Here is a 12897-nt window from a genome sequence, read left to right on the forward strand (position 1 = left end):
GTGTGCCGATAGGCGCCCATAATGGCAGGGCAGTCACCTCTGACGGTGGCTGCCCTGCTGCATTGTGCGGTTGCGTTCAGTCGTTGCCTGGGACAGCGGAATACACCGCGAGGTCGCGAATATCACCGCGCAGCACTTCGCCGTTGCGGCGGATGCCCTCGAATGTGAACCCCGCTTTCTCAGCAACCTTGCGTGACGCTGCATTGTCGGGGTGGACGCAGATTTCAACCCGCTGTGCGCCGCGCGCAAAGGCGAAATCTGTCACGATCCGCACAGCAGCTGTCATGAGTCCCTGTCCGCGTGCCCACGGGGCAGACATGTAGCCCAACGACACGTAATGGGCAGTATGGACCCGCACATCAATCTGGCCCGAGTATCGGCCAGGGTGTTCTGCTGTCGGGGAGGTGATGACCCACGAAGGTTCCGGTGGGTTCGCGCACCAGTCGAGCGCCATGTCACGGGTGTAGTGCTGGGGGACCTGCGTCCATTCGAGCACGGCGGGGTCGGCGCAGGTGGCCACAAGGTCGTCTGCGTCATCCAGCCGGTACGGGCGGAGAGTCACAGTGCCGTCAGCCAGTTCACTGGAATTGAGGAAAGGGTTTTCGCTGTGCGCCATCGGTCTAGAGTGCGGGGCGCGCCTGCAGAAGTCAATTGAATACCTGCGGTTCGCCGCAAAGACAAGGGGCCGCCACCCTGTAGGTGACGGCCCCATCATCGTTGCGGGTTCAGCCTAGGATCAGCCCTTCGTGCGGCGCACGCGCACCATAACGGCACCTGCCGCGACGAGAGCTGCACCCATGAGTGCGAGCGGAACAGCTGTCGCGCCCGTAACGGGCATGGACTGTTTGCCCTTGCTCTTGGCCGTGTCGACAGGAGTACCGCTGGTGCCTGAACCGTTCGAGGTGCCAGTCGACGAACCGCCGGGACCGGACTGGCCGCCCTTGTCGCCATCCTTGCCACCGCCGTCGGTGTCACCGCCTTCTGAAGGCTGGCTGTCCTCGTTGTCACCGTCGCCGTCGTTGCCCTTGTCACCGGGGGCTTCCGGCTCGTCTTCGCTCGGTGCCGTGGCAGCGTCCAGAGCCTTTTGGGCATCACGGACAGCGTCCTTGGCCTTGTTCGCCTCGGCCAGAGCATCTTCGTAGGCCTTGGCAGGAGCGGCGAGGCCATCACGGGCAGCTTCAGCGGCTGCGAGAGCCTTCTTCGCATCCTCGACAGCCTTTTCTGCGTCTTCAACAGCCTGGGCTGCGCCCTTGGCCTTACCGTCAGCTTCGGCAAGAGCAGTTTCGGCGGCAGCAACCGCCGCGTCTGCCTTGTCAGCCTTGTCCTGTGCGTCATCGGCGGCTTTTTTCAGGTCGTCGAGCTTTGGAGTGGCATCAGCGAGCTTCTTCTGTGCGGCGTCAAGTTCAGACTGCGCTGTCGTCACAGCGGCATCGGCCGTGTCAGCGTCAGCCTGGGCCGTATCAACGGCTGCGTCCTTGTCAGCCTTGGCTTTCTGAGCTTCCTCGGCTTCCTTCTTCGCTTCGTCGCTCTTAGCCTTGGCATCCTCAGCAGCCTTCGCAGCTGCTTCAGCATTCGCCTTTTCAGAATCGAGATCCTTCTGAGCGGCGGTCAGAGCGCCCTGGGCCTTCTTCTGTTCAGCCTCTGCAGTCTCGCATTCCTTGGAAGCAGAAGCCTGTGCATCCTTGAGAGCCTGCTCAGCCGCTGTGACTTCAGCCTTAGCTTCGTTCAGCGCCTTCTGGGCCTCGTCGACTTCCTTTTTGCCCTCATCGAGGTACTTTTCGTACTCGGAGATCAGCGCGCTGTATTCCTCAGTTGTGTATGAAGGAGCGCTGCTGTCGGTGTACCAGCGGTTCTTCTGGTCGAAAACCTGGCCATGTGCAATGCCGTATTTAGTTCCTTTTTTGTCGACGACAGCAAAACCGGTCAGAACGAAATCCTCTTTTAGCAGGGCTTCGTAGTGGCCAGTTTCGCGGTCATCTTCTTCTGTGCGGCTCTTAGGGCCGTACGGTTCTTCCTTGTACTGTGCTTTTTCTTTGTCGTACCAACCTTTGTAGGGGTCGGAGTAACCCCATGAGAGGTTCTCGAAGCCGGCAATGTATGGACGGTGGGCAATTACGTCATTCGACGCATTGGTCTGAATCTGCGAGGCGGCCATCAGAAGCGAGTTGACCTTGAGATCTGTTCGATTGGGGAAGATATCGTCACTGCGGCGCAGCTCATTGCCCCTGTCGATGTGTTTCAGCGTTGCCTTGAAGTTCTTCAGCGTCGTGGCATCGCCGTCTTTGTTGAGCTCGGTTTTGGCGAAGAAATCGCCGTGTTCGTCCGTCTTTTGGCTGATGTCCTTCGTATTCCCCTTCGAATCCGTGTACTTCCCGGTGGTCAGAAGGTCAAAGGCGCGTTTGGCATCGGCGTCGTTCTTTTCATCGCCGAGCCAGCGGAAGAAGCCCGCGGTGCCCTGCTGTTCATCTTTAAGGACCTGCTCGGCGTTCTTCTCAGCGTTGTCCAGCGCAGTCTGCTGTGCAGTCTGGTTCTTCCGGGCATTGTCGAGCTTCTGCTGCGCTTCCTTGACAGCAGGAGTGTCTTCAACAGCGGCGCACGCGGCGTCACGCTTTTCTTTCGCTGTGTTCAGAGCCTGCTGGGCCTTATCTACAGCCGTCTGCGCTTCGTCGCGCTTCTTTTCAGCCGCTGTCTTCTCGCCTGCTGCGTCGTCAGCGGCTTTTTTGGCGTCGTCAGCTTTCTTCTGTGCTGCGTCAGCAGCGGTTTTTGCTTCCGAAGCATCCTTCTTTGCCTCGTTGAGAGCATTCGCAGCGGTCTTTGCCTTGTCCTTAGCCGAGTCGAGAGCTTCCTGCTTTTTCTCGACATCGGCTTTCAGCTTGGCGATTTCTTCGTCGCTCGCGGCTTCTTCGACGGCATCGTCGTAGGCCTTCTGCGCGGCATCGCGCTCCTTTGCGGCCTTGTCGGCTGCGGCCTGCTTGTTGTCAAGGTCCTTCTGGGCCTTGTCCTGCGCCGACTTCGCCGCTTCGTTGGTCTTCTTCGCGTTGTCAAGAGCCTTCTGCGCGGCGTCAGCGTCAGCCTGAGCTGCGTCAACGTCCTTCTGTGCAGCCTCTAGAGCAGCTGGAGCGTCCGGGTCCTGCGCGGCGAGTTCTTCTTCCGCTTTCGCCAGCGCGTCCTTGGCCTTAGCCAGGTCTTCCTCGAGCTGATCAATATCGGACTTCTGCGTACCTGCGGCGGGCGCAGTATCAGCTGGGGCGGCAACTGCAATGCCGCCGAAGGTCATACCGCCAATGAGTGCACCGGCAGTGACAGCAGTCGCAAGACGTCGAACAATGGCCACGGTGGTTCCCTTCCGAGATGCTCGCATCGCCACCCGCTGAGTGCAGCAGATGGCGATGTTCAAACAGACAATGCCCTCCCAAAGACCTGTGCGCAGGGATTTCTGAAGAGCAACTCAGGACTTTACCAGATTCGCATGAATATAGGTACTTATTTCGAAAAAATGACTAGGTGTATCTCACGTGCAGATTACTGGTGCCATCAGTGCCTGCCTACGGTCACGAAGTCAATGAGCTCTTCGACTCGGCCCGACAGCGTCCAGTCGACATCCCCAATGGACCTCACTGAACCGAGAATCCGCTGCCAGGCTCGCGCCGTGTCGGTGTGGTCGGCGTGCGGCCAGCCGATCCGGCGCAGAACACCCAGCTTCCAATCTTCTCCGCGCGGCACCTGCGGCCATTCGGCAATCCCAACAACAGACGGCTTCACGGCCTGCCAAATATCGACGTACGGATGCCCCGTGACTCGCACGTGCTCAGCCCACGGCTGCCTGGCGACTTCGCTGACAATCCGCGTTTCCTTTGTGCCTTCGATCAGGTGGTCGGCAAGAACCCCCACCCGGTGCTCGGCATCCGGCTGGAACTCGACGAGCGCCTCCATGAGGTCATCCAGGCCGCCCAGGGGTTCCACAACAACCCCCTCGACCCGCAGGTCGTCACCCCAGATCTTCTCGACCAGCTCCGCATCGTGCTTTCCCTCAACCCAGATACGGCTGCCCCGGGCGACTCGCGCCTTGGTCTGCACGGCACGGCTTCCCGAGGCGGTGCGCCCGGGCTGTTTCTGTGCGGTTGGCCGCGGGCGCACGAGCTCCACGGGCTTGCCCTCCAGAAGGTAGCCGAAGCCCAGGGGGAACGCCTGCGTGCGACCGTGCCGGTCTTCGAGGTGGATGAGGAATCCGCCGTTGGTCTTCTCAAGCTTGACGATCGCCCCGACGTAGCCGGTCTGAACCTCTTCAACGACCATTCCGCGTTTGACCTCAACCTGCTGGGTCTTGGGTCGTTGGTGGGTGCGGCCAGAAGAGAGGACATCGCGTCCGTAGCGGTCAGACATGAAGACCACGATAACCGCGCGTCAGCTCTGCCGGTCGCATTGTCGTGCGTGGTTTTGCTCGCAGGGCCGACATCCGCAGAGGTAGGGGGTTTGTATAGATGTGCGCGCATCACTAGAATTGGCACTCTAAGACTGAGAGTGCCAAGAGGGTCGGCTGACAAACGCCGTCCGGTTCGGTGCAGATAGGAGCGATGCGGGATGAACGACGAGCGGCGCAGCAGAGTTCTGCGGGCCATCGTCGAAGACTATGTGGCCACCAACGAACCGGTCGGCTCGAAAGCCCTTGTCGAACGTCACAAACTCGGTGTTTCCTCAGCCACCATCCGCAACGACATGGCGGCACTCGAACAAGAAGGCCTCATCGCACAGCCCCACACATCGGCCGGCCGCATCCCGACCGATGCGGGCTACCGAGCTTTCGTTGACCGCATCGACGACGTCAAACCGCTCTCCAGTGCAGAAAAGCGGGCCATTTCCCAGATCCTGTCCAGCACACAGAGCATTGACGACACCCTCGCGCAGACAGTCCGCCTGCTGTCGCGGCTGACACACCAGGTGGCCCTCATCCAATACCCGGTGCGCGCACAGACCACCATCCGGCGCATCGAACTGGTGCAGCTGAGCCCCGAGCGGATCCTCGTCATCCTCATCACCGACACCGGTGAAGTCGAACAGCGCATGGTCGAAGTGCTCGACCCGGTTGACGAAGACGATGTCCGGGGCATGAGGCGTGCCTTCAACGAGGAGCTGGAAGACACGCGGCTCGACGCTGTTGAAGACACCCTCAGCGGACTCGCGGTGCCTGCGGCACTTGCTCAGACTGCAACCGCAATCGCCGAACGGCTGGTGGAACTTGCCCGCAGCAAACGGCAGGACCGGCTGATCATGGCAGGCGCCGCCAACCTCGCCCGAGCAGGCAGTGAGTTCGGCACCCACATGGGTCCTCTACTTGAAGCAATCGAAGAGCAGGTTGTTCTGCTCAAGCTGCTGGCGGATATGCAGGCCGACGGAATTGCCGTGCAGATCGGCAGTGAGAACCGCTTCGAAGCCCTGGCCGGAGCATCCCTTATTGCAACCGGCTACGGAACAGAAGACACAACCGCCTCACTGGCAGTTCTTGGCCCCACCCGCATGGACTACCCAACAACAATGGCCGCCGTCAGAGCTGTAGCGAAATACGTGTCAACCATCCTGTCGGACTGACTGCACGCTCTGACCAGCTGACCGCCCTTCCGAAGACCGCAAGCACACCACTGAACCCCGCACTTTTCACAGACGCATCCGAACGAAAGAAGAAGCAGTGAGCGATCACTACGAAACACTTGGCGTTGAACGCGACGCTTCCGCAGACGACATCAAAAAGGCCTACAGGAAGCTCGCCCGCAAGTACCACCCGGACGTCAACCCCGGTCACGAAGACGAATTCAAAAAAGTCTCCGTGGCCTACGAAACACTGTCCGACCCGGATAAGCGACGCCAGTACGACATGGGCGGCTCCACCGGAGGCGCAGGCGGCTTCGGCGGCTTCTCCGACCTGTTCGACACGTTCTTCGGCGGGGGAGGACCACGCCAGGCCGGCCCGCCGAACCAGCGCGTGCGCCCCGGTCGTGACGCTCTCGTAGAACTCACGATCGACCTTGAAACCGCTGTCTTCGGCGGCAAAGAAGACATTCGCGTGCAGACGGCCGTCACGTGCGAAACCTGCCACGGCGGCGGTGCCCGTGAAGGCACCAAACCCGAAACCTGCGGACTGTGTCACGGGACCGGCACCATTTCGGCTGTTCAGCGGACCATCCTGGGTGACATGCGCACCCAGCAGGTGTGCGGTAACTGCTCCGGCTACGGCGATGTCATCAAAGACCCCTGCAACAGCTGTGGCGGTGAAGGCCGCGTGCGCGAAGAGAAGACCCTCGCCGTCAAGATTCCCGCCGGTGTGCACGACGGCACCCGCATCCTCCTGTCCGGCCACGGTGAGGTCGGCCCCGGCGGCGGCCCGGCTGGTGACCTCCACATCGAAATCACCGTCCGCGAACATGACGTCTTCACTCGTGACGGCGACAACCTGCGCGCCGAACTGTCCGTGCCCATGACTACAGCGGCTCTCGGCAGCACCGTGACACTCGAAACCTTCGACGGTCCGCGTGAACTGACAATCGAACCGGGCACTCAGACCGGCACCGTGGAAACACTGGCCGGGCTCGGTGCGGGCCGCCTGCGCCGTGAAAGCCGCGGCGACCTGCTGGTGACGGTCGTCGTGCAGACGCCCACCAAACTCAGCGGCGAACAGAAGAAGCTCCTGCAGCAGCTCTCAGAAATGCGCGGCGAAGACTCGGCCGACCACGGTCTGCAGAAGAAGAACAAGAGCGCCTTCAGCCGCTTCCGCGAAAGGTTCGCACACAGGTCGTGACTCTTCCCGTCTTCTACACCGACGCCCCGCTGGGGGACGTCCGCCCCGGCCAGAGCCTGACGCTTACCGGCCAGGCACACCGTCACGCCGTGATCGTGAGGCGGATGAAAGCCGGCGAAGCCCTCGAACTCACCGACGGGGCTGGTCTGCGGGTGCGCGGGGTTCTCGAGTCGGCTTCTAAAGAAGCCGCTGTCCTCAGGGTTGACGAGGTGGAGCATGAGCATCCGCAGACCCCTCGGCTTGGTCTGATCCAGGCTTTGGCCAAGGGCGACCGAGACCTAGCGGCAGTGGAAACCGCGGTCGAAGTCGGCGTCGACGTGGTTGTTCCGTGGCAGGCGCAGCGCTCAATCGTGCAGTGGAAAGGCGTGAAGGCCGCTAAAGCGCACGGCAAATGGGCCAACCTCATCCAGGCGGCAGCCCTCCAGTCCCGGCGCGTGAACTTTCCACAGCTCGAGCAGCTGAGCTCCACCTCGTTCGCCGTCCAGAAAGCGCGCGAAGGCGCGCTCGTGATTGTTCTGCACGAAGCCGGAACCCGGCCTTTCGTGCAGATCCTGCGCAGTGAGCTCGGCCAGCGAGAAGCACGGGAAATCTACGTGGTCGTCGGCCCCGAGGGCGGTATCACGGATGCAGAACAACAGCAGATGGAAGAGGCCGGAGCCGTCACCGCGGTGCTCGGCCCCACGGTTCTGCGGGCATCTTCGGCAGGCCCAATCGCACTCGCATTGGCTCAGCAGGAACTGGGACGCTGGGACCCGTCCGAAAACAGCTAGGCTGGTAGAAGAGAACTGAGGAAAGGAAGCTCTCCTGGACACTGACCAGAGCACCGCACTGTCCGTTCCCGAATCCGTCGACCTCATCGCACTGTACGGACCGCAGGATCAGAACCTGCGGACAGTCGAAAAGCTGTTCCCCGACGTCAAAATCCATGTCCGCCAGCGCACCATCCAGCTGACCGGCGACCCCACGAGTGTGGCTCGCGTGACCGAAGTGTTCGGCCACATGCGCAAAATCATCGCCAGCGGCGGCCGCCTCGACCCCGAAGCCGTGTCCCGCGTGGCGGGAATGCTCGACGAGGGCCAGGACTCGGCGAAGGTCATGACCGACAACATTCTCTCCACCCGCGGCAAGACCGTGCGGCCGAAGACTTTCGGCCAGCACGAATACGTCACCTCGATCCGCGAGAACACCATCACGTTCGGGATCGGCCCGGCCGGTACCGGCAAAACGTACCTGGCGATCGCCATGGCTGTGCGCGCCCTGCAGAACCAGGAGGTCTCCCGCATCATCCTGGCCCGCCCAGCGGTCGAAGCGGGGGAGAAGCTCGGCTTCCTGCCCGGCACTCTTGACGAAAAGATCGACCCGTACGTGCGGCCGCTGTATGACGCGCTGCACGACATGATCGAAGCCGAGCGCATCTCATCGCTGCTGGACCAGGGAATCATCGAAGTGGCCCCACTGGCCTACATGCGCGGCCGCACACTCAACGACGCCTTCATCATCCTCGACGAAGCGCAGAACACCACGCCTGAACAGATGAAGATGTTCCTGACCCGCCTGGGCTTCAATTCCCGCATGGTGGTCACCGGCGACACCAGCCAGATCGACCTGCCCGGCGGAACGAACTCTGGACTCAACGTGGTTCAGTCGATCCTCGGCAATGTCGACGACATCAAATTCCACCGGCTGACCGCGAAAGACGTCGTTCGACACTCACTCGTGACGAAGATCGTCCAAGCCTACGAAGAATGGGCGTAGAAAACAGCACCGACCATGAGCATAGAAATCCACAACGAAACACCCGCGGACGTCGACCTTGAAGCGGTGCGCGGCGTAGCTGCACTCGCGTTGGAACATCTGCAGATCCACCCGGATGTTGAACTGTCCATCCAGTTCATCGACACCGAACAGATGAGCCAGCTGCACGTGCAGTGGATGGACCTTGCAGGCCCCACCGACGTCATGTCCTTCCCCATGGACGAACTGCAGCCCGGCGCTCAGGCCGGCATGCTCGGTGACATCGTCATCTGCCCTGACGTCGCACAGCAGCAGGCAGAAGCCAACGGCCACAGCCAAGCTGACGAAATCCAGCTGCTCACCGTCCACGGTGTTCTCCACCTGGCCGGCTACGACCATGGAACGGCTGAAGAAAAGCAGGAGATGTTCGGCAAGCAGGCCGATGTTCTTCGCGCCTGGTTTGCCCGCACAGAACCTGAGCGAACGCGGCTGCCGATCCCCACGGAGTCCTAAGTGGAAATAGCCCTGAACTTCCTGCTGGCACTGCTGAGCCTCACCCTGGCAGCGGTGCTGGCAGCTGCTGACGCCGCGTTTTCCACAGTCAGCCATCACGAAGTCGAAGAAGCAGTCGAGGACGGCAAGCGCACAGCCCCGAAGGCTGAGCGGATCCTGAAAGACCTGCCCACGCACATCAACGTGCTGACCTTTGTGCGGCAGCTGTTTGAAACTGCCGCCGTCGTGTTCACCCTGCTGGCCTTCACAGGCTTTATCGACAGCATGCCCACAGCGCTCATTGTCACCGCCCTGACATCAGCTGTCGCCGTGTTCGTCATCGCAGGCGTTTCGCCCAGGACAATCGGGCGACGCAAAAACCTCACGGTTGTGCTTGCTTCGGCTCCGCTGGTCTCCGGCCTGCGCCAAGCGCTCGGCCCGGTGGCCCGCGTGCTCGTATGGCTGGGCAACATGCTCACCCCGGCAAAGGTGTTCCGCGATGGCCCGTTCGTGACAGAGGAGCAGCTGCGCGACCTCGTGGATCGGGCCAGCGCCGGCAACATCATCGAAGACGACGAACGCGACATGATCGAAAGCGTCTTCAACTTAGGCGACACCCGGGCGTACAAAGTCATGGTGCCCAGGCCCGACCTCGTGTACCTGCGTTCCGAGAGCACCCTTGAACACGCCATGACGGTGTTCCTGCGCTCGGGCTTTTCGCGCATCCCGGTTGTGGGCAAAGATCTTGACGACGTCCGCGGCATCGTGTTCCTCAAGGACGTCGCCCGGCGCCTGCACACCCACCCTGAGGATCGCGACCAGCCGGCCCTCGACATCGCCCGCCCCGTGACTTTCGTGCCGGACACCAAAACGGTGGACTCGCTCCTGCGCTTCATGCAGGTCGAAGCGACTCACATGGTCATCATCGTCGACGAGTACGGCGGCACCGCCGGTCTGATCACGATTGAAGACATCGTCGAAGAGATCGTCGGGGAAATCGCGGATGAGTACGACCGCGATGAAGACGACATCGTTCCGCTCGAAGGCGGGGGAGCGCGCGTTGCTACCCGCACCGACATCGAGGACGTTGCAGAATACTTTGACGTGCGGATCGACGAGGAAGACGTCACCACCGTCGGCGGTCTGCTGGCAAGCGAACTGGGCGAGGTGCCGATTGCCGGCTCTGAAGCTGTCATCAACGGGCTGCGGCTGGTTGCCGAGCCGGGCCAGGGTCGCCGCCACCGCATCAGCCACGTCATCATCACCCGGGAGGAAGAATGAGTCTGTTCCGCGAAGTTCCCGACGACTTCCGCGCTGGTTTTGCCTGCTTCGTCGGCCGCCCCAACGCTGGAAAGTCGACGCTGACGAATGCGCTGGTCGGCACGAAGATCGCCATCACATCGTCGAAGCCGCAGACCACGCGTCACACGATCCGCGGGATCGTCCACCGGGATGACCACCAGCTGGTTCTTGTCGACACCCCCGGTCTGCACCGTCCGCGCACCCTGCTGGGTTCGCGCCTGAACGACCTTGTAGCCGACACTCTGCGCAGCGTTGACGTCATTGCGCTGTGCATCCCCGCGGATGAAAAGATCGGCCCCGGTGACCGCTACATCGCCGAACAGCTGGCTGATTCACGGGGCTCCACACCGGTCGTCTGCATTGTGACGAAAGCCGACAAGGTCGACCGTGCTGGCCTTGTTGAGGCTCTCACCGCGGCCGGTGAGCTCATGGACTTCGCGGACATCGTTCCGGTGTCCGCTGTTGATGACTTCCAGGTCGACACGGTCGACGAGGTTCTCGCCAAGCACCTGCCTTTGAGCCCGCCGCTGTACCCGGATGGGGACATCACGGATGAACCCGAACGAGTCCTCATTGCGGAGTTCGTTCGCGAGGCCGCACTCGAAGACATTCGCGACGAACTGCCGCACTCCCTGGCGGTGCAGGTCGAAGAGATCCGCCCTCGTGAAGACCGGCCGGAAGACCGTCCCCTCATGGAGGTCTACGTCAACATGTACGTGGAGCGGCAAAGTCAGAAGGCCATCATCATCGGCCGAGGCGGATCTCGCCTGAAAGAAGTCGGTCGCAAGGCGCGCAAGCACATTGAGGGAATCCTCGGCACTCCTGTCTACCTGGACCTGCACGTGAAGGTCGCGAAGGACTGGCAGCGTGATCCGCGGGCTCTGGGTCGCCTGGGCTTCGAATTCGAATAGGCGTCGCTGCGGGCTGACGTCGGTGCCGTCCGGCGCATCCGGCTACACTTGCCGGCGTGACTCAAGCCGTTCATCTCACCGACCGTGACCCCCGCGTCAACCGCGACGAACTTCTCGCCGACTTCGTACCGCCTCCGCAGTTCGAAGGGGTGTCCTTCGACAGCTACCAACCGGACCCGGCCCAGCCGTCCCAGTCGCAGGCGCGAGACAGCCTGCAGGCTTTTGCGCAGGCCGGACGAGGTGGAGGAGGGCTTTTCAAGAAGCTCTTCGGCAAGGGCGACAAGTCAGCTGAGAAGGGCATCTACCTAGACGGCGGCTACGGTGTCGGCAAAACCCACCTGCTGGCCTCAGCGTGGCACGCCTCTGATAAGCCAGCCGCTTTCGGCACCTTCGTCGAATACACCAACCTCATCGGCGCACTGGGCTTTCCCACTGCCAAGGCGGAACTCGAGAAGATGAAGCTCGTCTGCATTGACGAGTTCGAACTCGATGATCCCGGCGACACCGTCATGATGTCGCGTCTGATGCGCGAACTGACTGATGCCGGCACGAAGATCGTCGCCACCTCCAACACTCTTCCCGGTGCACTGGGGCAGGGGCGCTTTGCCGCACAGGACTTTCTGCGCGAAATTCAGGCGCTGTCTGATCAGTTCGACGTGCTGCGAATCGACGGTGATGACTACCGCCACCGTGAAATCACTGAGCCTCCGGAGCCTTTGGGTGCTGAAGAGCTCGCAAGTGCCGAGGAGAAGGTTCTGAGTGATGGGCGAGTGCTTGCGACTGATGAGTTCCCCGAACTCGTTGAGCACCTGCAGCGAATCCACCCCTCGAAGTACCGCAGGCTCATTGATGGTGTGCAGTTTGCTTCGTGGAGGCAGGTCGAACCGATCAGCAACGAAGGTGTCGCGCTGCGCTTTGTGGCTCTCGTCGACCGCCTGTACGACGCTGACATCGGGATAGTCAACTCCGGTATCCGCCTGGACAAGATCTTCTCTGACGAAATGCTCGGCGGGGGATACCGGAAGAAGTACATGCGCTGCCTTTCGCGCATGACGGCGCTGTCGTCGAAGTCTGTCGACGGCGCTGATGAGAGCGGAAGCTGAGCGGATTTACGGGCTTTGCAGACACCTATCGGCAGATGGTGACGAGGGTCACTGTCTGCCGATTTGGTTTTCTGCAAAAGGGTGTGTAATGTTTAGTCCTGTTGCACGGCACGAAGGAAAACCTTCAAAGTGCACCACGCGGATGTGGCTCAGTTGGTAGAGCATCACCTTGCCAAGGTGAGGGTCGCGGGTTCGAGTCCCGTCATCCGCTCTGGTTCGCCAGATATGGCGGTCGCCTCTGGTGGCGTGGCCGAGAGGCGAGGCAGCGGCCTGCAAAGCCGTATACACGGGTTCGAATCCCGTCGCCACCTCGAACAGGGCTGGCGCGATTGGCGCAGCGGTAGCGCGCTTCCTTCACACGGAAGAGGTCACTGGTTCGATCCCAGTATCGCGCACGGAGTTCGCTCCATAACTGAATAGCCTTTTTAGGCGCGATTGGCGCAGCGGTAGCGCGCTTCCTTCACACGGAAGAGGTCACTGGTTCGATCCCAGTATCGCGCACAGACAGCCGGGGTTTAAGCCCCCGGCTTTTTTGTGTCTTGCGGCTGTGGTCTGCTGTATCTGG

The 12897-nt window shown here is 61.5% G+C and carries 11 protein-coding genes and 4 tRNA genes; 12 read left to right on the forward strand and 3 right to left on the reverse strand.

Features of this window, described 5'->3' with window-relative positions; translation table 11 throughout:
• Positions 1–76 precede the first annotated feature (76 nt).
• The 3 genes from HMPREF3087_RS02350 to HMPREF3087_RS02360 all read right to left on the reverse strand — a co-directional run bounded on the left by HMPREF3087_RS02350 (position 77) and on the right by HMPREF3087_RS02360 (position 4383).
• Entirely contained in the window at positions 77–616 is a 540-nt protein-coding gene (locus tag HMPREF3087_RS02350) for a GNAT family N-acetyltransferase (protein WP_070427920.1), read from the reverse strand.
• Positions 617–736: 120 nt separating this feature from the next.
• On the reverse strand, positions 737–3334 hold the full coding sequence (locus tag HMPREF3087_RS02355; RefSeq protein WP_070427921.1) for a hypothetical protein: 2598 nt from the start codon (positions 3332–3334) through the stop codon (positions 737–739).
• Between the two features lie 200 nt (positions 3335–3534).
• The gene (locus tag HMPREF3087_RS02360; protein WP_070428030.1) at positions 3535–4383 is read right to left on the reverse strand and encodes a DUF3097 domain-containing protein; all 849 of its coding nucleotides are present in this window, start codon (positions 4381–4383) and stop codon (positions 3535–3537) included.
• Positions 4384–4581: 198 nt separating this feature from the next.
• Here HMPREF3087_RS02360 and hrcA point away from each other — a divergent pair, with 198 nt between their 5' ends.
• The 12 genes from hrcA (at position 4582) to HMPREF3087_RS02420 (ending at position 12833) form a co-directional block, all read left to right on the forward strand.
• The gene (gene hrcA, locus HMPREF3087_RS02365; protein ID WP_070427922.1) at positions 4582–5586 is read left to right on the forward strand and encodes a heat-inducible transcriptional repressor HrcA; all 1005 of its coding nucleotides are present in this window, start codon (positions 4582–4584) and stop codon (positions 5584–5586) included.
• 97 nt (positions 5587–5683) lie between these two features.
• Positions 5684–6790: a molecular chaperone DnaJ gene (gene dnaJ / locus HMPREF3087_RS02370; protein ID WP_070427923.1), complete on the forward strand. Its 1107-nt coding sequence runs from the start codon at positions 5684–5686 to the stop codon at positions 6788–6790.
• A complete protein-coding gene (locus HMPREF3087_RS02375; RefSeq protein ID WP_070427924.1) occupies positions 6787–7560 on the forward strand; it encodes a 16S rRNA (uracil(1498)-N(3))-methyltransferase in 774 nt (257 codons plus the stop codon). The genes dnaJ and HMPREF3087_RS02375 overlap by 4 nt, the downstream gene beginning before the upstream one ends.
• Before the next feature lie 34 nt (positions 7561–7594).
• Positions 7595–8545, forward strand: a complete 951-nt coding sequence (locus HMPREF3087_RS02380) for a PhoH family protein (RefSeq protein ID WP_040377231.1) — start codon at positions 7595–7597, stop codon at positions 8543–8545.
• A gap of 15 nt (positions 8546–8560) precedes the next feature.
• Complete coding sequence (gene ybeY / locus HMPREF3087_RS02385; RefSeq protein ID WP_070427925.1) at positions 8561–9037, forward strand: rRNA maturation RNase YbeY; 477 nt, start codon at positions 8561–8563, stop codon at positions 9035–9037.
• Positions 9038–10297: a hemolysin family protein gene (locus HMPREF3087_RS02390; protein WP_019175156.1), complete on the forward strand. Its 1260-nt coding sequence runs from the start codon at positions 9038–9040 to the stop codon at positions 10295–10297. It abuts the gene before it with no gap.
• Entirely contained in the window at positions 10294–11229 is a 936-nt protein-coding gene (gene era / locus HMPREF3087_RS02395; protein ID WP_019175155.1) for a GTPase Era, read from the forward strand. The genes HMPREF3087_RS02390 and era overlap by 4 nt, the downstream gene beginning before the upstream one ends.
• Positions 11230–11285: 56 nt before the next feature.
• Positions 11286–12332, forward strand: coding sequence for a cell division protein ZapE (gene zapE / locus HMPREF3087_RS02400; protein WP_070427926.1), 1047 nt, complete (start codon positions 11286–11288; stop codon positions 12330–12332).
• A gap of 138 nt (positions 12333–12470) precedes the next feature.
• Positions 12471–12543: transfer RNA gene (locus HMPREF3087_RS02405), tRNA-Gly, on the forward strand.
• A gap of 29 nt (positions 12544–12572) precedes the next feature.
• Positions 12573–12643 (forward strand) — tRNA-Cys (locus tag HMPREF3087_RS02410).
• Positions 12644–12655: 12 nt separating this feature from the next.
• Positions 12656–12727, forward strand: a tRNA-Val gene (locus HMPREF3087_RS02415).
• A 34-nt stretch (positions 12728–12761) separates the two neighbouring features.
• Positions 12762–12833: transfer RNA gene (locus HMPREF3087_RS02420), tRNA-Val, on the forward strand.
• Positions 12834–12897: the final 64 nt, after the last annotated feature.

This window comes from Brevibacterium sp. HMSC22B09, from assembly GCF_001806795.1.
GTDB lineage: Bacteria > Actinomycetota > Actinomycetes > Actinomycetales > Brevibacteriaceae > Brevibacterium > Brevibacterium ravenspurgense.